A 23,222-nucleotide genomic window follows, 5' to 3' on the forward strand; every position below is an offset into this window, starting at 1 on the left:
TGCCGGCAGAGCCGATGTCGTCGTCGCCGAAAGGCCAAGACGAGAGCGAGGAAAACGGGCCACAGCAGAGCGCGAAAGGCCCGTTGCCGTCAGGTTGTCACGGCCCCCGGTTGGACACCGCAATGGTGCCACACTAAGGGTCGAAGGGATTGCCTGCCGGCTTGCAACCGTGCCTCCCCGCCAACAGCGTGTGCGAATCGAACGTGACTGAACGGACAGACATCGCGATCGTCGGTCGGGCCTGCCGGCTCCCCGGCGCCCCCAGCGTCTCCGGGCTGTGGCAGCTCCTCACGGAATCGCGTTGCGCGGTCGGGCGTATCCCGCAGGAACGCTGGTCGCTGGAGCGCTTCGGCCATCCCCGCGCGCAGGAGCGCGGCAAGAGCTACACCTGGGCCGCCGGCACGCTGGACGACATCTGGTCCTTCGATCCGGCGGTGTTCGGCATCTCGCCCCGCGAGGCCGAGCAGATGGACCCGCAGCAGCGGCTCCTGCTCGAACTCACCTGGGAAGCCCTGGAAGACGCCGGGATGCGGCCGTCCGCGGTCGCGGGCAGCCATGTCGGCGTCTATGTCGGCGCTTCTTCCCTCGACTACGGCAACCTGCGCATCCTCGATTCCGCGTCGGGGGACGCCTATGCCGCCACCGGCAACACGCTCTCGATCCTCTCGAACCGCATCTCCTACATCTTCGACCTGAAGGGCCCGTCCTTCACCGTCGACACCGCCTGCTCGTCCTCGCTGGTGGCGCTGGACAACGCGGTGGCTGCCCTGCGGTCTGGGCGCGTCGACACCGCCGTGGTGGCGGGCGTGAACGTGCTCGCGAGCCCGTTCAACTTCATCTGCTTCTCGAACGCGCAGATGCTCTCGCGCACCGGGCTGTGCCAGGCGTTCTCGGCCAATGCCGACGGTTATGTCCGCTCCGAGGGCGGCGTGGTGCTCGTGCTCCAGACGGCGGAAGCCGCGCGGCGCGCCGATTCGACCGTGCGCGGCGTGATCGCGGCGAGCGGCGTCAACTCGGACGGGCGCACCACCGGCATCTCGCTGCCCTCGGGCTACGCGCAGGGCGCGCTCCTCGAGAAGGTCTATTCGGAGGCCGGCATCGACCTCGATTCCGTGGCCTTCGTGGAGGCCCACGGCACCGGCACCCCGGTGGGCGACCCCATCGAGGCGAGCGCCATCGGCGGCCGCCTCGGGCGCAAGCGCGCCCGGCCGCTGCCCATCGGCTCGATCAAGACCAATATCGGCCATACCGAGCCGGTCTCGGGCCTTGCCGGCCTGCTCAAGGCTAGCTTGGCGCTGGAGCACGACCTGATCCCGGCTTCGCTCCATTCGGCCGAGCTCAACCCCGAGATCCCCTTTACCGAGCTGAACCTCGACGTGGTGCGCGAGCCGCGCGCGATCGAGCGCACCCGCAAGGAGCGCTTCGCCGGGGTGAACTCCTTCGGCTTCGGCGGCACCAACGCCCATGTCGTGCTCACCGACCCCAAGCCGGCCGCCGCCAAGGCCGAGAAGGCCGATGCCGGCCGCGCGCCGGAGGTGCTGCTGCTCTCCGCCCAGAGCCGCGCGGCGTTGAACGAGCTCGCCCTCGACTACGCCGAGCGATTCGACGGCGCCGCGCCCGCCGAGGCCGCCCGCATCGCCTCCGCCGCCGCGCATCGCCGCGAGCGCCTGAACGCCCGCCTCGCCGTCTCCCTGGACGGCGGCAAGGAAGCTCTCACGACGGCGCTGCGCGCCATCGGCGAGGGCGAGGACGCCGAGGCGGTCGTGACCGGCACCGCCGTCGAGCGCGCCGCCGACGTGGCCTTCGTCTTCTCGGGCAACGGCAGCCAGTGGGCCGGCATGGGCCGGGAGGCCTACGCCACCAACGCCGTCTTCCGCGAGACCTTCGACCGGATCGACACCCTTTTCGAGCCCTACTCGAAATGGTCGCTCAGGGAGGCGCTGGAAGCCGAGGACCTCGAGGAGCGGCTCGCGCTCACCAGCGTCTCGCAGCCCCTCATCTTCGCCATCCAGGCGGCATCCACGGCGGCGCTGCGCGCCCAGGGGCTGAGCCCGAAATTCGTGCTCGGCCACAGCGTCGGCGAGATCGCGGCGGCGGAAGCGGCCGGCATCCTCAGCCTCGAACAGGCCGTGCGGGTCATCTACTACCGCAGCCACCACCAGGAGGCGACGCGCGGCCAGGGCACCATGGCGGTGCTGCTCGCCCCGGCGGAAGAGACCGAAACCTTCCTCAAGGACTACCCGAGCCTCGACATCGCCGGCTGGAACAGCCCCAAGGCCGTGGTCGTCGCGGGCCCCGAGAGCGCCATCGACGCGGCCGTCAAGGCGCTGTCGCGCAAGCGCCGGCGCGGGCGCAAGCTCGATCTCGAATACCCCTTCCACGGCCGGATCATGGACCCGACCGAGAAGCCGCTGCTGCGCGATCTCGCCGGCCTGAAGCCGTCCGCCGGCACCACCGCCATGGTCTCGACGGTGACGGGCCAGGTTCTCGCCGGCAAGGAGTTCGGCGCAAGCTACTGGTGGCGCAACATCCGCGAGCCGGTGCGCTTCTGCGACGCCGTGCAGGAGGCGACCCGCCAGGGCGCGCGCGTCTTCATCGAGGTCGGCCCGCGCGCGGTGCTGCTCTCGCATGTGGGCGATTCCATCGAGCCGCTTGGCATCGAGACCGCCTCCATCGGCGTGATGCACCGCAAGCCCGCCGGCTCCGACCCGATCCGCAAGACCCTCGTCGCGGCCCTCGCGCAGGGCGCGGCGGTGGACGAGACGATCGTCTTCGGCGATGCCCCGAAGGGCGCCGTCGACCTGCCGAGCTACCCCTGGCAGCGCCGCGGCTTCCGCCTCGCCGACACCACCGAGAGCGTCGGCGGCACCACGCCGCGCGGCTATCACCCGCTCATCGGCCAGCGCACCGCGCCCGACAGCCTCGACTGGCACGGCTATGTCGATGTCGAGACCGTGCCGGAGCTCGACGATCACCGCATCGAGGGCCAGGCGATCATGCCCGGCGCCGGTTTCGTCGAGATGGCGCTCGCCGCCGCCCGCGAGGCGGCGAAGGACGACACCGTCGTCCTGGCGGATTTCGAGATCCATTCGCCGATGGTCTTCGCCGAGGAGGCGCTGCGCGAAGTCACCGCCCGCCTGTCCGGCAGCGGCAACCAGATCCAGATCCTGAGCCGGCCGCGCCTCACCCAGGCGCCCTGGCAGCTCCACGCCTCGGCCAAGATCGTCGACGGCACCTTCCTGCCCCCCGCCCGGCAGGACGTGGAGATCCCGGCCGAGTCCGCGATCGCCGGCGAGGAACTCTACAAGCGCGCCCTCGCCTCCGGCCTCGGCTTCGGCCCAAGCTTCCGGCAGGTGGCGCTGAGCGCCCGTCTCGACGAGACCACCATCGTCTCCGAGCTGGTGCCCGCCGAGGCGGACCCCGCCTACGGGCTCGTCCCCGCCCGGCTCGACGCCTGCTTCCACGGCCTGATCCTGCTCTTCGCGGACCTTTTGGGCGAGCAGGGCGGCAAGGCCTACATCCCGGTGCGCTTCGGCGAGATCCGCCTGCTGCGGCCGGGCTCGGCCATCGCGCGGGCGGTCATCAAGACGCGCCGCTGCAACGAGCGCAGCATCCTGGCCGATTTCAGCGTGCTGGACGCCGAGGGCGAGGTCATCGCCACCATCCGCGAGGGCCGCTTCCAGGCGCTGCGCGCCAAGCACGGGGGCGAGCTGGCCGCCTTCGCCATCACGCAGCGGCCGGAACTCGCCACCGAGCCCACCGCGATCCCGATGGAGCGCCGTCCGAGCGTCGCCGGCCTCGTCCAGCCGAAGGCGCGGGCCGCCCGCGCCGCCGCCGAGGCGCCGCTTTCCCCCGGCCACCTGCTGCTCGAGGGGTGGGCCACCTCCCTCGCCTACCGCCTCGCCGCCGGCCTCCAGAAGGGCGGCCGCGTCACCCTCGACAAGCGCGTGCCGGACGACCTGCGCCCCTGGGTGACGAACGCCCTCTACGCGCTGGAGAGCAGCGAGCTCGCTAGCCGCGACGGCGACCGCTGGACCCTGCGCGAGGACGTCTCGCTGCCGGCGCCGGAGGAGATCCTGCGCTGGGTCGCCGCCGACCATCCCGAGCTGTCCGCCGAGCTGGTGCTCGTGGCCGATGTCGGCGCGCTGGTGTCGCGGCTCCTGGCCGGCGATCTCGCGGAGCGTCCGGCCCTGCCGCAGAATGCGCTCGACGCCTTCGCCCTGCGCAGCGCCACGGCGCGCGCCTCGGCCGAGGTGGTCGCCCGGATCGTCGAGGCGACCCGCGGCCGCCTGCCCAAGGACCGCGCGCTGCGCATCCTCCAGGTCGGGTTCGGCCCGCTCTCGGCCCAGATCGCGGCCTTCGCGGAATCCGTCGAGGCCCGGCTCAGCCTGTTCGAGGCCGACCGGCGGCTGGCCGAGCGTTCCCGTCTGGCGCTGCCGCGCGGCATCGCGGTGATCGAGGACCCGGCCGAGCTCGGCACCGGCGCCTTCGACCTGATCCTGTGCAGCGGCGCGCTGCATCTCTCCGAACGCGCCCTGATCGGCCGGCTCGGAGAGGCCCTCGCCACCGGCGGCGTGCTGCTCGCCGTCGAGCCCGGCGCCTCCCTCTTCCGCGATCTCGTGTTCGGCCTGAAGCCGGACTGGTTCGAGGAGAGCGCCGACGGCCAGCCCATCGGCCGGCTCGACGACATCGCCGGCTGGCAGCGCTCGCTCAGCGCCAACGGCCTCGTCAGCGTCACGGTGGAGCGTGCGGCCTCCGGCAACGGCGACGACCTGCTCCTCGTCGGCGAGGCGCCGGCCCGGCCCCGTCCCGCCGCGAGCCAGAGCTTCGCCTTCGTCATCGGCTCGGAGGACGAGTTCGGGGCCGAGACCGCCTCCTCGCTGGCGACGCTGCTGGTCGCGAGCGGGGTGCATGTCTCGATCATCCTCGATTCGGATTCGGCCCTCGCGGAGCTGGAGCGCGAGACGCCGGACACGGTGGTGTTCCTGGCCGGCGCCTTCGGGCGCGACGGCGAGGCCGCCGGCCGCCTGCGCGACCGCTGCCTCAGCCTGAAGCGCTGCGTCGAGCATCTCGGCAGCCGGCAGACCCGCCTGTGGGTCGTCTCGCCGGGCGCCACGCGCGATCGCGGCGGCTCCGCCGCGTCCGTGGAGGCCGGCGTCTGGGCCTTCACCCGCACGCTCGCCAACGAGGTGTCGAGCCTCGACGTGCGCCGCATCGACCTCGCGCCCTCGATCTCCTCGAAGCGCGCCGCCGAGCGCCTGCGCGACCTGATCCTCTCCGGCACCACCGAGACGGAGATCGTGCTGGACGAGGACCGCACCCGCGTCGTCCGCTTCTCGCCGGGGCAGCCGAAGCGCTCGCAGCGCGATTCGGAGCCCGCCGAGGCGGCGCGGCTCGAGCGTTCCAACACCGGCGGCCTCAACGAGATGGCCTGGGGACCGGCCGAGCGCCGGACGCCCGCGCGCGGCGAGGTCGAGATCGCGGTGGAGGCCACTGGCCTCAACTTCCGCGACGTGCTCTGGGCGCTCTCGATGCTGCCCGAGGAGATCCTGGAGGACGGCTTCGCCGGTCCCCGCCTCGGGCTCGAGGTCGCCGGACGGGTCGTCTCCACCGGCGAGGGCGTCAAGGCGTTCCGCGTCGGCGATCCCGTGGTGGCCTTCGCGCAATCGGGCTTCGCCACGCATATTATCGCGCCGGAGCTCGTCGTCGCCCCCTGCCCGCGCGGGCTCGACCCGATGGCTGCGGCGACCGTGCCGGTGGCCTTCCTCACCGCCTATTACGGCCTCGTCTCCTGCGCCCGGCTGAAGCGGGGCGAATGGGTGCTCGTGCATGGCGGCGCCGGCGGCGTCGGTCTCGCCGCGCTCCAGATCGCCAAGCTGAAGGGCGCGCGGGTCATCGCCACGGCGGGCTCGCGCGAGAAGCGGGCCCTGGTGAAGGCGCTGGGCGCCGAGCATGTGCTCGATTCGCGCTCGCTCGCCTTCGTGGACGACGTGCGCCGCATCACCGGCACCGGCGTCGACGTGGTGCTGAACTCGCTCTTCGGCGAGGCGATGGAGCGCAGCCTCAACGTGCTCAAGCCCTTCGGGCGCTTCATCGAGCTGGGCAAGCGCGACTACGTCGCCAACACTCATATCGGCCTGCGCCCGTTCCGGCGGAACCTCACCTATTTCGGCGTCGATCTCGATCAGGTGCTCCAGCACCAGGGCGAGGACGGTGCCAAGATGTTCCGCGAGGTCATGGCGCTGTTCAACGACGGCGGCCTCAAGCCCCTGCCCTATCAGCCCTTCACCTCGGACGAGACCTCCGACGCCTTCCGGCTCATGCAGCAGTCGGGGCATATCGGGAAGATCGTGATCTCGCCGCCGGCTCCCGGCCGGGTGCTGGCGAGCCAGACGCAGCCCTTCGTCGTCTCAAAGGATGGCGTCCATCTCGTCACCGGCGGTCTCGGCGGCTTCGGCGTCGAGGCGGCCCGCTGGCTCGCCGACAAGGGCGCCACGCGCATCGTGCTCGTCGGCCGCAACGGCGCCAACACGGAGACCGCCAAGGCCCTCGTCGCCGAGCTGACCGCGCGCGGCGTGAGCGTCGAGGCGAAAGCCTGCGACATCACCAGCCGCGATGCCGTGGACGGCCTCGTCGCCGGGATCGAGAAGGCGGGCCACAAGCTCGCCGGCGTGATCCACGGGGCGATGGTGCTCCAGGACGGGCTGATCGCGAATATCGATCCCGAGGCGCTCGACGCCGTGATCCGCCCGAAGGTGATCGGCGCGCAGCATCTCGACGCCGCGACCCGCAACCGCGCGCTCGACTATTTCGTGCTGTTCTCCTCGGCCACGACCTTCATCGGCAACCCCGGCCAGGGCTCCTACGTCGCCGCCAACGGCTTCATGGAGGGGCTCGCCCGCCAGCGCCGCCGCCTCGGCCTGCCCGCCATGGCGGTGGCCTGGGGCGCCATCGGCGATGTCGGCGTGCTCGCCCGCAACAAGGCGGTGATGGAGACGCTGGCCGGGCGCGTCGGCGTCACGCCCATGGAGGCCCGCAAGTGCCTCGACCTCATGGCCGAGGCGCTCGAAGGCCAGGGCTCGGACCCGGACGAGGCGGTGATCGCCATCGCCGCGATGCATTGGGGCAAGGCGCGCGAGCGCCTCTCGACCCTGCGCTCGCCGAGCTACGACGCGCTCGGCTCCGACCAGCAGGCGGAGGCCGGCGCGGTGGCGACGATCAACATCGCCGCGCTGATGAAGTCGCTGGATGTCGACGCGGTGCGCAAGACCGTGGCCGATGCCATCGTCGAGGACATCGCCCGCATCTTGCGCCTGCCGAAGGACGACATCAGCCGGGTGCGCCAGCTCTCCGAGATCGGCCTCGATTCGCTGATGGGCGTGGAGCTCGGCGCCAGCCTCCAGGAGCGCTTCGCCCTCGATTCGCCGCCGGCGGGCATCTCCTCGGGCCTCACCGTCAACGAGCTCGCCGAGACCCTGATCCAGTCCGTCTCGGCGCCCGTGGACGAGGCGGCGGGGGTCGCCCTGACACTTGCCCAGAAGCATCTCGGCGCGGGGGTCGACGCCGAGGCGCTCCAACCCTTCAATGCCCTCGTCGAACAGAAGAGCCTCGAGCTCAAAGAGATCCTCTGAGATGACCCAACGACCGGACGGCGGACGCGCGGCGCTCGCGGGCTTCGTCACCAACCGGATGGGGCGCGGCTCCTCGCGCCCCGCCTCCGCGCGGCCGACCCCGAAGACGGGCGACGTGAAGGTGCAGGATTTCGAATCCCTGCCCGGCTACAAGGAGCTGACGCTCCAGCGCTCGGCCGCCGAGCTGATCGGCCTCGGCAACCCGTTCTTCCGGGTCCACGAGGTCAAGGCCGGCGCCACCACGCAGATCGACGGGCGCCCCTTCACCAACTTCTCGTCCTACGACTATCTCGGCCTCAACGGGCATCCGAAGGTCAACGCGGCGGCGCACGCCGCGCTCGACGCCTTCGGCACCTCCGCCTCCGCGAGCCGCATCGTCGCGGGCGAGCGGCCGGGACACCTCTCGCTCGAGAAGGCGCTCGCCAGGCACTACGGCACCGACAACTGCGTGGTGATGGTGTCGGGACACGCCACCAACGTCACCACCATCGGCGCCCTGCTGGAGCCGGGCGACGTGATCTTCCACGACGCGCTGATCCACAACAGCGTGGTGACGGGCGCGCAGCTCTCCGGCGCCCAGCGCCGCTCCTTCGCCCATAACGACCTCGACGCGCTCGAGAGCCTGCTCGCGGCCACCCGCCACGAGCACCGCCGGGCGCTCATCGTGATCGAGGGCCTCTACAGCATGGACGGCGACGTGCCGGACCTCGCCGGTTTCGTCGCCCTGAAGGAGCGCTACGACGCCTGGCTGATGGTGGACGACGCGCACGGCCTCGGCGTGCTGGGGAAGACCGGCGCCGGCCTGTTCGAGCATGCCGGCGTCGATCCGCGCGCCGTCGACATCTGGATGGGCACCTTCTCGAAGACGCTCTCGGCCTGCGGCGGCTATATCTGCGGCCCCTCGGCGCTGATCGAGTACCTGAAATGCACCGCCGGCGGCTTCATCTACAGCGTCGGCATGTCGCCGCCGCTGGCCGCCGCGGCGGAAGCCGCGCTCGGCGTGATGCATGCCGAGCCGGAGCGGGTGGAGCGGCTGCGCCAGAACGGCGCCCTGTTCCTCGCCTGCGCCCGCAAGGTCGGGCTCGATACGGGGTTCAGCCTGGGGCTCGCGGTGATCCCGGTGATCGTCGGCGACTCGCTGAAATCGGTGACGCTGTCGGACCGGCTGTTCAAGCGCGGCATCAACGTGCAGCCGATCATCCACCCGGCGGTGCCGGAGCGGGCCTCGCGGCTTCGCTTCTTCATGACCTCCGAGCACACGCCGGAGCAGATCCGCGAGACGGTCTCTGCGGTGGCCGAGGAACTCGCCGCCATCGAGAAGGGCGGCTCGCTGATCGAGCAGCTCCTGGCCAAGCGCGGCTGATTTTTTTCGACGGCGGCATCGTTTCCGAACGATGCCGGCCGCTGAACCTTGGCCGACACACGCCTTGCGCGTGGGTTCAGCCGGGACGGCGCATCCTTCCCTCTCGCCGGCCGGATCATCGGCCGGCACCCGGAAGGTTGCGAAACGCCATGCGTCCCCTCTCCCCGCCGACATCCCGGATCGCGGTCTGCCTCGCCCTGGCGCTGGCGGCCTCGCCGGCGCTCGCCGCCGATTACGACCGTCCCTACGGCGCGCCGCGCGGCCCCGAGCCCGGCTACGAAACGGCCCGGCCCTATCCGCCGCCTCCGCCCCCGGTGCCCGAATACCGCCGGCCGCATGTCACCGCCGGGCCCTATGGCGCTCCGCCGCCGGAGGGGCCGTGCCGGGTGTTCGTGAAGCGCCGCTTCGACCCGGACGGGGAGCTCGTCCTGCGCCGCGTGCGCATCTGCGACGAGCGCCCGGCCTTGGGGCCCCATCGCGGGCCGTTCGGGTTCGACGGCCCTCCCCCGGAGGGTGGCGCCGGCTGGCGCTGGCGCGGCCCCGGCTGGTAGGTCCGCCGCCTCAGAACTTCGCCGGCGCCTTCTTGAGGGCGCCGGAGAGGGTCTTGAGCTGGCGGTTGAGATCGGCCAGCTCGTTGAGCGCGATGGTCTTGTGGCCGTCCTTCACGGCGCGCTCGATGTCCTCGACCTGCGAGGACGCCATGCGCCTCAGTTCGGCCGCGAGCTGTTCACGGGTCATCGGCGCTCCTGTCATCGCCCGTCGCTGGTGATGAGGCCCGTGATAGGGCCTCATGCTTAACCGGCGGTTTGTACGACGCGGCCGCCGCTGCGGTCAGGTGCGCCAGGGATGGGCGGGCAGCTCGGTCTCGCCGATGGCCCGTGCACCGGCCTCGGCGACGGTGTGGTCGTTCTCCACCGTCGAGCCGCTGACGCCGATGGCGCCCGACATCACGCCGTCCTTGTCGACGATCGGGATGCCGCCGGGGAAGGTGATGAGCCCGTCATTCGAGTGCTCGATGCCGTAGAGCGGGCCGCCGGGCTGCGAGAGCTGGCCGATCTGGCCGGTCATCATGCCGAAGAACACCGCCGTCTTGGCTTTCTTCTGGGCGATGTCGATGGAGCCGACCCAGGCATCGTCCATCCGGTAGAACGCCTTCAGGTTGCCGCCGGAATCGACCACGGCGATGCACATCTGCGTGCCGATCTCCACAGCCTTGGCGCGGGCGGCCTCGATCGCCTTGTGAGCGTCCTCGATGGTGACGTGCATGGGGTTTCGCCTTTTCGACACGATGCAACAGATGGAGAGAGGTCGTGACCGCCCGGTTGCGTGGCAAGGCCCGCTTCAGCCCCGGCACGTCCGCGGTTCTGGTTTCCGGGTTCCGCTACGCGGCCCCGGAATGACGACGGGTCGATGCCGCCCCACACGGAAAGGCCGCCTCGAACGTCCAAGGCGGCCTTTCGAGCAATAGGTCCGAAAGGCTTATTTCGTGGACATCGCGTTGGCCTTCTCGATCAGCGCCTCGGCCATGCGGATCGAGGCGATGTCGATGAGGCGGCCGTCGAGGGAGACGGCGCCGCGGCCGGCCTTGGCGGCCTCTTCCATCGCTTCGAGGATGCGGCGCGCCTTCGTCACCTCGGCTTCCGAGGGGGTGAACACGTCGTTGGCGAGGTCGATCTGCGAGGGGTGGATCGCCCACTTGCCCTCATAGCCGAGGGCGGCGCAGCGGCGGGCCGCCGACAGGTAGCCGTCGGGATCGGAGAAGTCGCCGAAGGGACCGTCGATCGGGCGCAGGCCGTAGGCGCGGCAGGCGACGAGCATGCGGTTCTGGGCGAACAGCCACGGGTCCTGCCAATGGGTCTCGCGCTTGCCGGCCTCGTCCTTGTCGGTGAGGACGCTGTAGTCCTTGTTCACGCCGCCGATGACCGTGGAGCGGGCGCGGGTGGAGGCGGCGTAGTCGGCGACGCCGAAGGACATCGCCTCGAGACGCGGCGAGGAGGTGGCGATGGCCTCGACATTGGCCATGCCGAGCGCGGTCTCGATCAGCACCTCGAAGCCGATCTTCTTCTCGCGCTTCTTGGCCTGCTCGATCTGCGTGACCAGCACGTCGATGGCGTAGACGTCGGCCGGCACGCCGACCTTGGGGATGAGGATCATGTCGAGGCGCGGGCAGGCTTCGACGATGTCGACCACGTCGCGGTACATGTAGTGGGTGTCGAGACCGTTGATGCGGATCATCATGGTCTTGTTGCCCCAGTCGATCTCGTTGAGCGCCTGGATGATGTTGGTGCGGGCCTTCTCCTTGTCGTCGGGCGCGACCGCGTCCTCGAGGTCGAGGAAGATCACGTCCGCCTTCGAGGCGGCCGACTTCTCCATGAAGGTCGGGTTCGAGCCGGGAACGGCGAGTTCCGAGCGGTGAAGGCGCGGCGTCGCCTGCTGGATCAGGGTGAAGCTCATCGAGGTGGTTCTCCTTGGTTGACGATCTCGCGGGGCTTGCCCGGCCGCGCTTGAGGCGAGCCGATAGCCCCGGTGTCCTGTGGTGCAACCTGTATCGCGCGCTCGCGCGCGACAGGGGGCGCCGGTGTGTTTCTCAGCCTGTCGCGCCGAAACCCACGGCGATGCAATTGATGGACAACAGCAGCGCGGCCTTGACCGCCTCGCGCTTGTCCTCGTCCTCCTCGCCGCGGAAGCGGCGCAGCAGCTCGACCTGCTCCCGGCTGACCTGGTTGATGGTCGGCAGGCGCCCGTTCAGCCGGTCGCGGAAGAGCGGGAAGCGGTCGGCGAGGTCCTTGCCGCCGCTGATGCGGAGCGTCATCTCGCGGGTGAGCGCGTATTCGGCCTCGATCATCGAGAAGATCGTTTCACGCACGCCCTCGTCCGCGACGAGCCCGGCATAGTCTCGCGCGATCTCCAGGTCGACCATGAGCAGGGTCTTCTCGACCTCGTCTAGGATGAGCCGGAACAGGCGCGAATCGCGGAACATCCGCTTCAGAAGCTGTTCGCCCTGCGCGCCGCGCACGTCCAGGAAGCTCTTCAGCCCCGAGCCGACGCCGTACCAGCCGGTGACGACGTGCCGGTTCTGCGACCAGGCGAACACCCAGGGGATGGCGCGCAGGTCTGCGAGCGAGCGGGCGCCGAAGCGGCGGGCCGGGCGCGAGCCGATATTGAGCAGCGCCAATTCGTCCAGCGGGCTCGCGGCGCCGAAATAGGTCACGAGGTCCGGGTGCTGGATCAGGTTGACATAGGCCGCCCGCGAGGCGCCGGAGAGGGCTTCCAGCGCGTCGTCGAACTCGTTTCTCGGCAGCGCCTCCGCCTCGCGCTCGGAGGCGAGCGCGTGGTCGAACACCGAGGAGGCCAGAAGCTCCATCTGGTAGGCGGCGGTGCCCCGGTTGGCGTATTTGAACGAGACCACCTCGCCCTGTTCCGTGGTGCGGAAGCGGCCGTTGATGGAGCCGGGCGGCTGGGCGGCGATGGCGCGCCCCGTCGGCGCCCCGCCCCGGCTCACCGAGCCGCCGCGCCCATGGAAGAAGGCGATCGGCACGCCGACATGGTTGCCGAGGATCGTGAGCTTCGCCTGCGCCTTGTAGAGTTCCCAGTTCGAGGCGACGAAGCCGCCGTCCTTGTTCGAGTCCGAGTAGCCGATCATCACTTCCTGGACGCCGCCCTGCCAGCGGGTGGAGCGGCGCACCACCGGCACGGCGAGCAGCTCCTTCATGATGACGGGGGCGGCGCGCAGGTCGTCGATGGTCTCGAACAGCGGCACGATCGGCAGCGGGCAGATCTCGGTGCCGGCGCCGTCGAGGAAGATGCCGGCCTCCTTGGCGAGCAGATAGGCACCGAGCACGTCGGGCACCGAGCGGGTCATCGACAGCACGAAGGAACCGAAGGCCTCGCGGTCGAGCTGCTCGCGCATCTCTCCCACCAGCGCGAAGGTGGCGAGCGTCTCGCGGGCGTCGTCGGGCAGGTCGTCGAAGCTGCGCTCGGGGTTGCGCGGCTTGGCAAGCTCCGAGAGCAGCCACGCCTTCCACTCGGGCGATTCCAGCGCCGGGGGCTTGGCCGTGCCCTTCCCCTTGGCGTGCTGCTGGAGCCAGAGCGCCTCCAGGGTCTTGGTCGTCCGCGTGGTGTTCTCGCGCAGGTCGAGCCGCACCGTGGAGAAGCGGAAGATCTCGACCATGCGCCGCACCGGGCGCACGAGGTCGACCCCGAGGGAAGGGCATTTCGCGTCCGCGAGCCCCTTCTCCAGGGTGCGCAGGTCGTTGATGAGCCCGTCCGCGCTCGGATAATCGGGCCCCGAGGAGGCGCGTCCCTCGTTTCGGGCGATGGTGGCGTCGAGCTTGCGCAGGATGCAGGTGAGGAACTGGCGATAGGCCTCGCCCGGATTGCGGCCGGCGATGGCGCGCCCGTCGCCGCTCTCCGCGAGCAGCGCCGCGAGTTCGCGCTTGAAGGTCTCGGGCACCGGCAGGGAGCGCTCGGTGATCGAGAGCATGCGGCCGAGCTGGTTCACGCCGTCGCGGTAGCGCTGGAGCGAGGCCAGCGCGTTGCGCTGGAGCGTCGCGCGGGTGACGGCCGCCGTGACGTAGGGGTTGCCGTCGCGGTCGCCGCCGATCCAGGAACCGAACTGGAAGAAGGGCGGCACCTCGAACTTCTCGTCCGGGTAGTGCTGCGCCAGGCTCTCCTCCAGCGAGTACATCACCTCGGGGAGCATCTCGAACAGCGTCTCGTCGAAGAAGTGTAGCCCCCAGGCGACCTCGCGCTCGACGGTGGCCTTCTCCAGATGCAGCTCGCCGGTCATCCAGACGAGCTCGATCTGGTCGCGCAGCTCGTTCATCAGGCCGTTGCGCTCGCGCTCGGTCCAGCGCGGAAGTTCCAACTCGCGCAGCACGAGATAGATGCGCCGGAACTTCTCCAGCACGGTGACGCGCTTGCCCTCGGTGGGATGGGCCGTGATCGTCGGGCGGATGCGCAGGTTCTTGAGCAGGCCGTGGATCTGCGGCGCCTTGATGCCGCTGGCCTTGGCATCCTCCAGCACCTTCGAGAACGAGCCGCCGAGCGCCGAGCGCCCGTTGGTGCGCTCGATCTGGCGGCGCCGGCGCATGGCGGCGTTCTGCTCGGCGATGGAGAGGAGTTGGAACCAGATGCCCTGCACCTGGAGGGCGCGGGCGAGCATCTCGGGGGTGAAGGTCGAGATGTCGGCGTCGCCGTGGAGGACGGCCTCCAGCTCCGGTTCGTGCCGGCGCGCGACCTCGAGGAGCGCCTGGAACAGGATGTCCAGGGCCTCTTTCGAGGAGGTGCCCGTGATCACCGGCGGCGCGAAGGCATGCTCCACGACCAGTCCGGGCGATGCGTGCAGGGTGTTGAGCATGGGTTTGGCCCTTTCAGGTCGTCTGTTCGAGGCTGCGGCGACGGGCTGATCGCGTGGCCTTCCCTCTCCCCTCTGCGGAAGAGGGTGGCCCGCGAAGCGGGTCGGGTGAGGGGAGCGCCTTCTCCGGAAACGTCGCCCCCTCTCCCGCCCTGCATCCGCAGGGCACCCTCCCCCGCGAAGGGGGAGGGATCATGGGAGCGTCAGGCCGCCCGCTTGCCCATGACCTCGGCCACGGTCCGGCCGAAGGAGCCGGGATCGGGGGCCACGGCGAGGCCGTAGGACTTCATGATCTCGGCCTTCTCGGCGGCGCTGTCGCCGGTCGCCGAGATGATGGCGCCGGCATGCCCCATGCGGCGGCCCTTCGGTGCCGTGAGCCCGGCGACGAAGCCGATCACGGGCTTGGAGAAGTTCGCCTTGATCCAGGCGGAGGCCTCGGCCTCCTGCGGGCCGCCGATCTCGCCGATCATCAGCACGGCCTCCGTCTCCGGGTCCTGCTCGAACAGCGCCAGGTGGTCGAGGAAGGAGGAGCCGTTGATCGGGTCGCCGCCGATGCCGACCGAGGTCGAGATGCCGAGACCCAGCTCCTTCAGCTGGGAGGCCGCCTCGTAGCCGAGCGTACCGGAGCGCGAGATCACGCCGATATTGCCCTTGAGGTAGATGTGGCCGGGCATGATGCCGAGCATCGACTTGCCGGGGGAGATGATGCCCGCGCAGTTCGGGCCCACCACCATGGTGCGCTTCTCCTTCGGGTAGCGCATCAGGTAGCGCTTCACGCGCATCATGTCCTGGGCCGGGATGCCGTCCGTGATGGAGCAGACGAGCTTCAGGCCGGCATCGGCCGCCTCCATGATCGCGTCCGCCGCGAAGGGCGGGGCGACGAAGGTGATGGAGGTGGTGGCGCCGGTGGCGGCCACCGCTTCCTTGACGGTGTTGAACACCGGCACGCCGACATGGGTCTTGCCGCCCTTGCCCGGCGTCACGCCGCCGACGACGTTCGAGCCGTACTCGATCATTTCCTTGGCGTGGAACGTACCCTTATCGCCGGTGATGCCCTGGACGATGATCGGGGTTTTTTCGTCGATCAGAATGCTCATGACGTATCCCTCCCCTTATCTCAGTGGGCGCGCTTGGCGGCGCTGCAGGCCTCGACGGCCTTCCTGGCGGCTTCCGACAGGGTGTCGGCGGTGATGAGGTCGAGGCCGCTCTCGGCGAGGATCTTCTTGCCGGCCTCCACGTTCGTGCCGGCGAGCCGGACGACGAGCGGCACGTCGATCTTCACCTCCCGCGCCGCCTGGATCACCCCTTGCGCGACCCAGTCGCAGCGGTTGATGCCGGCGAAGATGTTGACGAGGATCGCCTTGACGTTGCGGTCCGAGAGGACGAGCCGGAAGGCCGTGGCCACGCGCTCCGGCGAGGCGCCGCCGCCGACGTCGAGGAAGTTCGCCGGGTCGCCGCCGGCATGCTTGATCATGTCCATAGTCGCCATGGCGAGACCCGCGCCGTTGACGATGCAGCCGATCTCGCCCTCGAGCCCGATATAGCTGAGGTTGTGCTCGGCGGCCTGGGCCTCGCGCGGGTCGCCCTGCGACGGGTCGTGCATGTCCGCGATGTTGCGCCGGCGGAACATGGCGTTGTCGTCGAATGACATCTTGGCGTCGAGCGCCAGCACGCGGTCGTCCTTGGTGACGACGAGCGGGTTGATCTCGAGCATGGTGCCGTCACAATCGCGGAACGCCCGGTAGGCGTTCATGATCGTCTTCACGGCGGCCGAGACCTGCTTGATGTTGAGCCCGAGCTGGAAGGCGATCTCGCGGGCCTGGAACTGCTGGAGTCCGACGGCCGGCTCCACCACCACCTGGATCAGGGCCTCCGGCTCCTTGGCCGCGATCTCCTCGATGTCCATGCCGCCGCGCTGGGAGGCGATGACGCGCACGCGCTCGGCCTTCCGGTCGAGGACGTAGCCGAGATAGAGTTCGCGCTCGAAGGGGTCGGCGGTCTCGATGTAGACGCGCTGGACGGGCTTGCCCTCGGGGCCGGTCTGGATGGTGACGAGCCGCTTGCCGAGCAGGTCCTTGGCGGCGTCGCGGACCTCGTTGTAGGTGCGGCAGAGCTTGATCCCGCCGGCCTTGCCCCGCGCCCCGGCGTGGATCTGGGCCTTCACCGCCCAGAACGAGCCGCCGAGTTCGGTCGCCGCGTAGACGGCCTGATCCGGGCTGAAGGCCACGGCGCCCTTGGGAACGGCCACGCCGAAGCTGGCGAGCAGCTCCTTGGCCTGGTACTCGTGCACGTCCATTGAGACCTCCTGGCGTTTCCTCGTTTCCCAAGGCTTATCCCGCAAATGCAGGGTCACGGGAACGCCCGGCGGCGGTCATATTTTTTTTGTTTGTCTTCAACCGCGTCTTGAGATGCGATTGTAATGCTTTTGAATACATTTTCCACGCAGGCAATGGACTTGCCTGCGTGGGGAATCGGACCTCAGACGAGCTTGCCCTTGACCAGCTCGTAGACGGTCTCGTTGAGCGTGCCGGCGTCGCCCAGCAGCGTCTCCAGCTCGCTCAGCCGCTCCTCGGCGAAGGCGCGGTCGTCCAGGCCCTTGGCGTTGACATAGACGTTGAGCGCGGCACTACGCAGCCCGGCATGGGCCGAGAGCACGGCCACGCCCGCATCCGAGATCACGTTGAGGTTGCCCTTCTCGGCGACGGTCCGGGCGAGGTCGATGACCTCGCGGCAGGAGCGGCAGCAGGCGAGCGGCACGTCGGTGGCGACCTTGAGCGCTGCCTGGATCGTCTCGGCGCGCGCGGCCTTCTCCTCGTCCGTGGCCTTGGGCAGGCCGTAGGCGCCCATCACCGCGTCGAAGGCCGCGACGTCGTCGGCGATCATGCCGGTGAGCGTCGCGCGCAGTGCCTCGGACTTGGCGAGGACGTCCTTCAGCTCGGCCTCGACCTCGACGTATTTCTTCTTGCCGATGGTGAGGTTGCACACCATCGACAGGAGCGCCGCGCCCATGGCGCCGGAGATGGCGGCAGCGCCGCCGCCGCCCGGCGTCGGGGCGGAACTCGCCAGCCCGTCGAGGAATGCTTCGATGGTCTCGCTCCGGGCCATGGCTCAGGCCATCTTCTTGGCGAGGGCGTAGATCTCCTCGGCATCGAGCACCTGCTCGGTGTTGTCGAAGAGCTGGCCGACGCAGGCGCGGTGCAGTTTGAGCTTGAGCCCGCCGATGCCGAGCGCGCCGAAGCTGCGCTTGCCATGGCGCTCCTTGCCCTTGTCCATGGCGTCGAGGCCGCCGATGCCGAGCGGGGGCTGGGCGTTGTAGTCGGCCAGGAACTCGATGCTGGATTCGTCCTTCCAGGCGTCCTCGGAGAGCAGCTCGAGGCCGATGGCGCCGGCCGAGAACACGATGTTCATGCCCTTCACGATGGCCGCGCGGGAGGCGGCATCGGGGGTCTCGGCGGCCTTCACGTCGACCCCGAAGCGCTTGTTGACGGCATCCGCCGCTTCCTGGGCGCGGCCGAGCTGGCGGGCGGCGATGGTGACATGCGCGCCTTCCTTGGCGAGCAGCGCCGCCGAGCGCATGCCGACGGGGCCGGTGCCGGCGAGCACGACCGCCTTCTTGCCCTCGACGGAGCCGGCGGCCTTCACCACCAGCGCGACGCCTGCGGCGGCGGTGGTGTTGGAGCCGTTCGAATCGAGCATGGTCGAGACGCGGAAGGGGCCGAAGAAGCGCTTCTTGACCGCCTTCAGCACCGCCTCGCCGGCGGCCATGTTGCCGCCGCCGACGAAGATCGCCGTCGACTTCTTCTCCGAGCCGCCGCGCGTGTAGATCGTGCCGTCGACCAGCGCGCCCACATTCTCCGGCGTCACGTTGCCGTAGCCGGTGATGTGGTCGGCGCCGCCGTCGTAGCCGACGACGGTGTCGAACACGCTCGGCACCGCGTCCGTATCGAAGAGGAACAGCAGCTTCTTCATCGTCTCACCTTCTCGGCCCGCGCCGCGCGCGGGGTGTTACGCGTTTCCAACCTGGCCTTGCCGTCGCCGATGGCGCGGAAGGCCGTTCTTGAGTGTCAGCCCTCGACCACGTTCTGCGGCTTGCCGGCCACGAACGCCTCGACATTGTCGACGAGCTGGTCGGCGAGGATCTGCATCGCCTCCTTGCTCGCCCAGGCCACGTGCGGCGTGACGATGAGGTTCGGCAGGTCGGCCTCGCAGAGGATGTTGCCGTCCTTCGGGGGCTCCTGGACCACCACGTCGAAGCCGGCGCCGCCGATGGTGCCGTTCTTGAGGGCCTCAAGCAGGGCCGCCTCGTCCACCAGGCCGCCGCGCGCGGTGTTGATGAGAAGCGCGTGCTTCTTCATCTTCGCGAGCTGCTCGGCACCGATCATGTTCTTGGTGTCGGGCGTCAGCGGCACATGCAGGGTGATGACGTCGGACTGGGTGAGGATGGTGTCGAGATCGACGAGCCCGTCCTGCGGGAAGACGTCGTAGGCGATGACCTTCATGCCCAGCGCCTCGGCCCGCTTGCCGATGGACTTGCCGAGCGCCCCGTAGCCGATGATGCCCAGCGTCGAGCCGGCGATGTCGTGGATCGGGTAGTCGAAGTAGCAGAACTGGGTCGACTTGTTCCAATCGCCCCGGCGCACGGAATTGGCGTAGGGCACGATGGCGCGCCGCAGGGAGAACATCAGCCCGATGACATGCTCGGGCACGGTGTTGAAGGCGTAGTTGCGGATGTTGACGACCGTGATGCCCTGCGCCTTGGCGGCGGCCTTGTCGACCACGTCCGTTCCGGTGGCGGCCACCGCGATGAGCTTGAGCTTGGGGAGCTGCTTCAACGTGTCGGCGCGCATGGGCACCTTGTTGATCAGCGCGATCTCGGCGTCCTTCAGGCGCTCGACGATCTCCTCGGGCGTCCAGGTCGACTCGTATTCCGTGTAGCTGTGCGGAAAGTTGAACGCGCGCACCTTGGCGTCGAGGGATTCGCGATCGAGGAAAACGATTGTCTGCGTCATGAATGCCCTCTCCTAGCCTCCGGCGGGTGCGGTCGAACCTTCGAGACCGCGGCCCCTCCCCGCGAGGGAAGAGGCCGATGGGAGGACGGCACCCGGCGCAATCGGCGCGCTCTTGTGCGGCGCCGCCTCGATGGCCCCTCCCGCTCGGGAGGGGGCCGGCGACGGGCCGCTCAGGCCTTCGAGAGCGGGTTCTCGCGCAGGTAGCTCGACGCGGCGGCGACGCCGGAGCCGGGCGTGACCTTCACGCCGTTGTCGAGCATGGCCATCTCCGCGCCGGCGATGGCGCCGAGCAGCGACAGCTCGTTCAGATCGCCCAGGTGGCCGATGCGGAACACCTTGCCGGCGACCTGAGACAGGCCGGCGCCGAGAGCGAGGTTGTAGCGCTCATAGGCGTGCTTGATGATCTTGGCGGCGTCGATCCCTTCCGGCACCACGATGGCGGTGACGGTGTCGGAGTTCCACTTGGCCTCCTTGGCGCAGGGCTTGAGGCCCCACGCGGCCACAGCCTGACGGGTCGCCTCGGCGAGAACGTGATGGCGGTGGTAGACGTTCTCCAGGCCCTCCTCGGCCACGCAGGCGAGCGCCTCGCGCAGGCCGTAGAGCAGCGGCAGGGACGGGGTGTAGGGGAAGTAGCCCCCCGGATTCTGCTTCAGGTGGTCGGCCCAGGCGAAATAGACATGGGCGAGGCGGTCGTTGTTGCCGCCGGTGCCGCCCTCGGCGACCTTGAGCGCCTTGGGGCTGATGCAGATGAGGCCGAGGCCGGCCGGGAGCATGAAGCCCTTCTGCGAGCCGGCGATGGCGCAGTCGACCTTCCACTCGGTGGCCTTGAAGGGCAGCGAGCCGATGGAGGAGATGCCGTCGACGAAGAGCAGGGCCGGGTGGCCGGCGGCGTCGATCGCCTTGCGGACGGCGCCGATGTCGCTCGTCACGCCCGTGGCGGTCTCGTTATGGACCGCCATGACGGCCTTGATCTCGTGGTTCTTGTCGGCGCGCAGCGCCTCCTCGATCCGGGCCGGGTTGATGCCGGTGCCCCATTCCTCGTCCTGCACGATCACGTCGAGGCCGAGGCGCTGGGCCATGTCGACCCAGAGATGGCTGAACTGGCCGAAGCGCGAGGTCAGCACCTTGTCGCCGCGCGACAGGGTGTTCGAGAGGGCCGACTCCCAGATGCCGGTGCCCGAGGACGGGAACAGCAGGACGGTGCCGTCGGTCGAGCCGAAGATCTTCTTGGTGTCCTCGAGGAGGGGCTTCACCAGCTTGGGGAAATCGACCGAGCGGTGATCCTCGGACGGGACCATCATGGCGCGCAGCACGCGATCCGGGATGTTGGTCGGGCCGGGCACGAACAGGTGGTTGCGTCCGGGCCTTCTCGTTGCCGTCATGGTGTTTCCTCCGAGATCCTGTCGATGGCCGGCCATGGGCGCGGCCGGCGTGTGTGATGGTCCAAGCGTGGTCCGGCGCCGTCCACGGCCGGCCGGGGCGACATCGGGTCGGGGCGACGGGCCGGTCCCGGCTCGCGCCGCGATCCCGCCCCCGGTTTCAGGCATGGCGGCGATCCGGAGCGGCGGGAGCGAGATCGAGCCGCCCGCGATCGCGACGCGTCCCGTTCGGGATGTCGCCGGTCGCCTCCGAATTGCCGCGCCCTCAATGCGGCCGCCGGGCCGTGCATGCAAGCATGGTCCGGGCGTTGATGACACCTTCCTTCCCGGCGCCGCCGACCCTGAGGGCCGGGCGCCGTCGATGCCCGACTTATGGACGCCCCGGACGGGGAAGGAAAACTGAAAAATCTTTGGTGCGGCTCAAAAAATTCTCCTGCGCCGCATCCTCCGTGCTGCACCCGCTCAACGCTTTCGGCGGCGCAGCAGCGCCGGGCCGGCGTCATCAAACTGATACGGGATTACGGTTTGGGTCAGCCGCGAAGAAGCCGGGACCGCCGATTGGGGAGATGCCCGTGGCCGACGAGACGGAGAAGGCGATCCGCGTCCGCACCCTGTTCCTGTCCGACATGCATCTGGGCACGAAGGGCTGCCAGGCCGGAATGCTCCTCGGGTTCCTGAGGGATTACGACGCGGACGAGATCTATCTCGTCGGCGACATCGTCGACGGTTGGCAGCTCAAGTCGGGCTGGTACTGGCCGCAGGCGCATAACGACGTGGTGCAGAAGCTGCTGCGCAAGGTCCGAAAAGGCACCAACGTCACCTACGTGCCCGGCAACCACGACGAATTCCTGCGCGACTATATCGGCATGACCTTCGGCGGGGTCGAGGTCGCGGAGAGCCGCATCCATACCGGCGCGGACGGGCGCCGCTACCTCGTGATCCACGGCGACCAGTTCGACATGGTTGTGCGCCATGCTCGCTGGCTCGCCTATCTCGGCGACGGCGCCTACAGCCTCGCGCTGTTCGTGAACACCTTCCTCAACAAGGTCCGCCGCCGGCTCGGCCTGTCCTACTGGTCGCTCTCGGCCTGGGCGAAGCTCAAGGTCAAGAACGCGGTCAACTTCATCGGCAAGTTCGAGGAGTTCCTCGCCGCCGAGGCGCGCCGCCACGGGGCGGACGGGGTGATCTGCGGCCATATCCACCATGCCGCCAACCGCGACATCGACGGCCTGCGCTACCTCAACACCGGGGACTGGGTGGAATCCTGCACGGCCATCGCCGAGCATTACGACGGCACCATGGAGGTGCTCTACTACCCCCGCATCCTGCGCGAGCGGGCCGAGGCGGAAGCGGCCGCCGCCGCCCGGCCCCCCGAGGCGCTGCCGGGACGGCGGGCCGTCGCGTGAGGCTGCTCATCGCCACGGATGCCTGGCATCCGCAGGTCAACGGCGTGGTGCGCTCCCTGGAGCACATGGAGATCGCCGGCCGCGCCCTCGGCTACGATCCGGTCTTCCTGACGCATCAGGATTTCCGCTCGCTGCCGATGCCGGGCTATCCCGAGATCCGGCTCGCCTACGCCACCAAGCGCAAGGTGGCGGAGCGCTGGAGCGACCTCGCCCCCACCCATGTCCACATCGCCACCGAAGGCACCGTCGGCTACGCCACGCGCCGTTACTGCCTCGCGGAGGGCCGCCCCTTCACCACGAGCTACCACACGCGCTTTCCCGAATATCTCGCCGCGCGCGCCCCCGTGCCCGAATCCTGGAGCTACGCCTGGCTGCGGCGGTTCCACGGGGCGGCCTGCGCCACCATGGTGAGCACGCCCTCGCTGGAGCGCGACCTCGCCGCGCGGGGCTTCACCAACCTGCTGCGCTGGACGCGGGGCGTCGACACCGAGCTCTTCCGGCCGCAGGCCTCCGACGCGCTCGACCACCTGCCGCGCCCGCACTTCCTGTTCGTCGGCCGGCTCGCGGTGGAGAAGAACATTGCCGCCTTCCTGTCCCTCGATCTGCCCGGCACCAAGGTGATCGTCGGCGACGGGCCGGACCGCGCCCGCCTCGAGGCGCTCGCCCCCGACGCGGCCTTCCTGGGCACGCAGACCGGTCCGGCGCTGGCCCGGATCTACGCCGCCGCCGACGTCTTCGTGTTCCCGAGCCTCACCGACACCTTCGGCATCGTGCTGCTGGAGGCGCTCGCCTGCGGGCTGCCGGTGGCGGCCTATCCCGTCACCGGGCCGCTCGACGTGATCGGCGGGACGCAAGCCGGCGTGCTCGACCGCGACCTGCGGACGGCGGCGCTCGCGGCGTTGCGCATCCCGCGCGAGACCTGCCGCGAGGAGGCCCTGCGCTATACCTGGGCCGAGAGCGCGCGGCAGTTCTACGCCAATATCGAATCCGCCCATGCCCGCGCGCCCTCTCCGCGACGTTCCTGGGGGCGGCGTCCGGCGCGGGCGGTCGAGCTCGGCTGAGCTTCGCCGCCGGCCCG

15 protein-coding genes are annotated in these 23,222 nt (G+C 69.8%); 5 read left to right on the forward strand and 10 right to left on the reverse strand.

Annotation, left to right across the window (positions count from 1 at the left end; genetic code table 11):
- The first annotated feature begins 203 nt into the window (after positions 1–203).
- From ACP56T_RS01495 to ACP56T_RS01505, 3 genes are all read left to right on the forward strand, one after another.
- Positions 204–7,631, forward strand: coding sequence for an SDR family NAD(P)-dependent oxidoreductase (locus ACP56T_RS01495; protein WP_430910325.1), 7,428 nt, complete (start codon positions 204–206; stop codon positions 7,629–7,631).
- Between the two features lies 1 nt (position 7,632).
- Complete coding sequence (locus ACP56T_RS01500) at positions 7,633–8,994, forward strand: aminotransferase class I/II-fold pyridoxal phosphate-dependent enzyme (protein WP_430910326.1); 1,362 nt, start codon at positions 7,633–7,635, stop codon at positions 8,992–8,994.
- Between the two features lie 149 nt (positions 8,995–9,143).
- Positions 9,144–9,545 (forward strand): hypothetical protein, encoded by a 402-nt coding sequence (locus ACP56T_RS01505; protein WP_430910327.1) that lies wholly within the window; start codon positions 9,144–9,146, stop codon positions 9,543–9,545.
- A 10-nt stretch (positions 9,546–9,555) separates the two neighbouring features.
- Here ACP56T_RS01505 and ACP56T_RS01510 read toward each other — a convergent pair whose 3' ends face one another.
- The 10 genes from ACP56T_RS01510 to ACP56T_RS01555 form a co-directional block, all read right to left on the reverse strand.
- Positions 9,556–9,732, reverse strand: a complete 177-nt coding sequence (locus ACP56T_RS01510) for a hypothetical protein (protein WP_430910328.1) — start codon at positions 9,730–9,732, stop codon at positions 9,556–9,558.
- A 93-nt stretch (positions 9,733–9,825) separates the two neighbouring features.
- Positions 9,826–10,260, reverse strand: coding sequence for a GlcG/HbpS family heme-binding protein (locus ACP56T_RS01515; protein WP_430910329.1), 435 nt, complete (start codon positions 10,258–10,260; stop codon positions 9,826–9,828).
- Between the two features lie 213 nt (positions 10,261–10,473).
- Positions 10,474–11,448 (reverse strand): HpcH/HpaI aldolase/citrate lyase family protein, encoded by a 975-nt coding sequence (locus ACP56T_RS01520; protein WP_430910330.1) that lies wholly within the window; start codon positions 11,446–11,448, stop codon positions 10,474–10,476.
- A 133-nt stretch (positions 11,449–11,581) separates the two neighbouring features.
- Positions 11,582–14,353, reverse strand: coding sequence for a phosphoenolpyruvate carboxylase (locus ACP56T_RS01525; protein ID WP_430910331.1), 2,772 nt, complete (start codon positions 14,351–14,353; stop codon positions 11,582–11,584).
- A gap of 200 nt (positions 14,354–14,553) precedes the next feature.
- Complete coding sequence (gene sucD / locus ACP56T_RS01530) at positions 14,554–15,447, reverse strand: succinate--CoA ligase subunit alpha (RefSeq protein ID WP_430910332.1); 894 nt, start codon at positions 15,445–15,447, stop codon at positions 14,554–14,556.
- 20 nt (positions 15,448–15,467) lie between these two features.
- Positions 15,468–16,646, reverse strand: a complete 1,179-nt coding sequence (locus ACP56T_RS01535) for a malate--CoA ligase subunit beta (protein WP_430910333.1) — start codon at positions 16,644–16,646, stop codon at positions 15,468–15,470.
- A gap of 182 nt (positions 16,647–16,828) precedes the next feature.
- Positions 16,829–17,455 (reverse strand): methenyltetrahydrofolate cyclohydrolase, encoded by a 627-nt coding sequence (gene fchA / locus ACP56T_RS01540; RefSeq protein ID WP_430910334.1) that lies wholly within the window; start codon positions 17,453–17,455, stop codon positions 16,829–16,831.
- A gap of 3 nt (positions 17,456–17,458) precedes the next feature.
- Positions 17,459–18,319, reverse strand: coding sequence for an NADP-dependent methylenetetrahydromethanopterin/methylenetetrahydrofolate dehydrogenase (locus ACP56T_RS01545; protein ID WP_430910335.1), 861 nt, complete (start codon positions 18,317–18,319; stop codon positions 17,459–17,461).
- Between the two features lie 95 nt (positions 18,320–18,414).
- On the reverse strand, positions 18,415–19,359 hold the full coding sequence (locus ACP56T_RS01550) for a D-2-hydroxyacid dehydrogenase (protein ID WP_430910336.1): 945 nt from the start codon (positions 19,357–19,359) through the stop codon (positions 18,415–18,417).
- A gap of 170 nt (positions 19,360–19,529) precedes the next feature.
- Complete coding sequence (locus ACP56T_RS01555) at positions 19,530–20,741, reverse strand: aminotransferase class V-fold PLP-dependent enzyme (protein ID WP_430910337.1); 1,212 nt, start codon at positions 20,739–20,741, stop codon at positions 19,530–19,532.
- Between the two features lie 563 nt (positions 20,742–21,304).
- Here ACP56T_RS01555 and ACP56T_RS01560 point away from each other — a divergent pair.
- Both ACP56T_RS01560 and ACP56T_RS01565 read left to right on the forward strand, forming a co-directional pair.
- Positions 21,305–22,144 (forward strand): UDP-2,3-diacylglucosamine diphosphatase, encoded by an 840-nt coding sequence (locus ACP56T_RS01560; protein WP_430910338.1) that lies wholly within the window; start codon positions 21,305–21,307, stop codon positions 22,142–22,144.
- Complete coding sequence (locus ACP56T_RS01565; protein WP_430910339.1) at positions 22,141–23,205, forward strand: glycosyltransferase family 4 protein; 1,065 nt, start codon at positions 22,141–22,143, stop codon at positions 23,203–23,205. Before ACP56T_RS01560 ends, ACP56T_RS01565 begins: the two co-directional genes overlap by 4 nt.
- Positions 23,206–23,222 lie beyond the last annotated feature (17 nt).

It is taken from the genome of Methylobacterium endophyticum (genome assembly GCF_050591105.1).
Classification (GTDB): domain Bacteria; phylum Pseudomonadota; class Alphaproteobacteria; order Rhizobiales; family Beijerinckiaceae; genus Methylobacterium.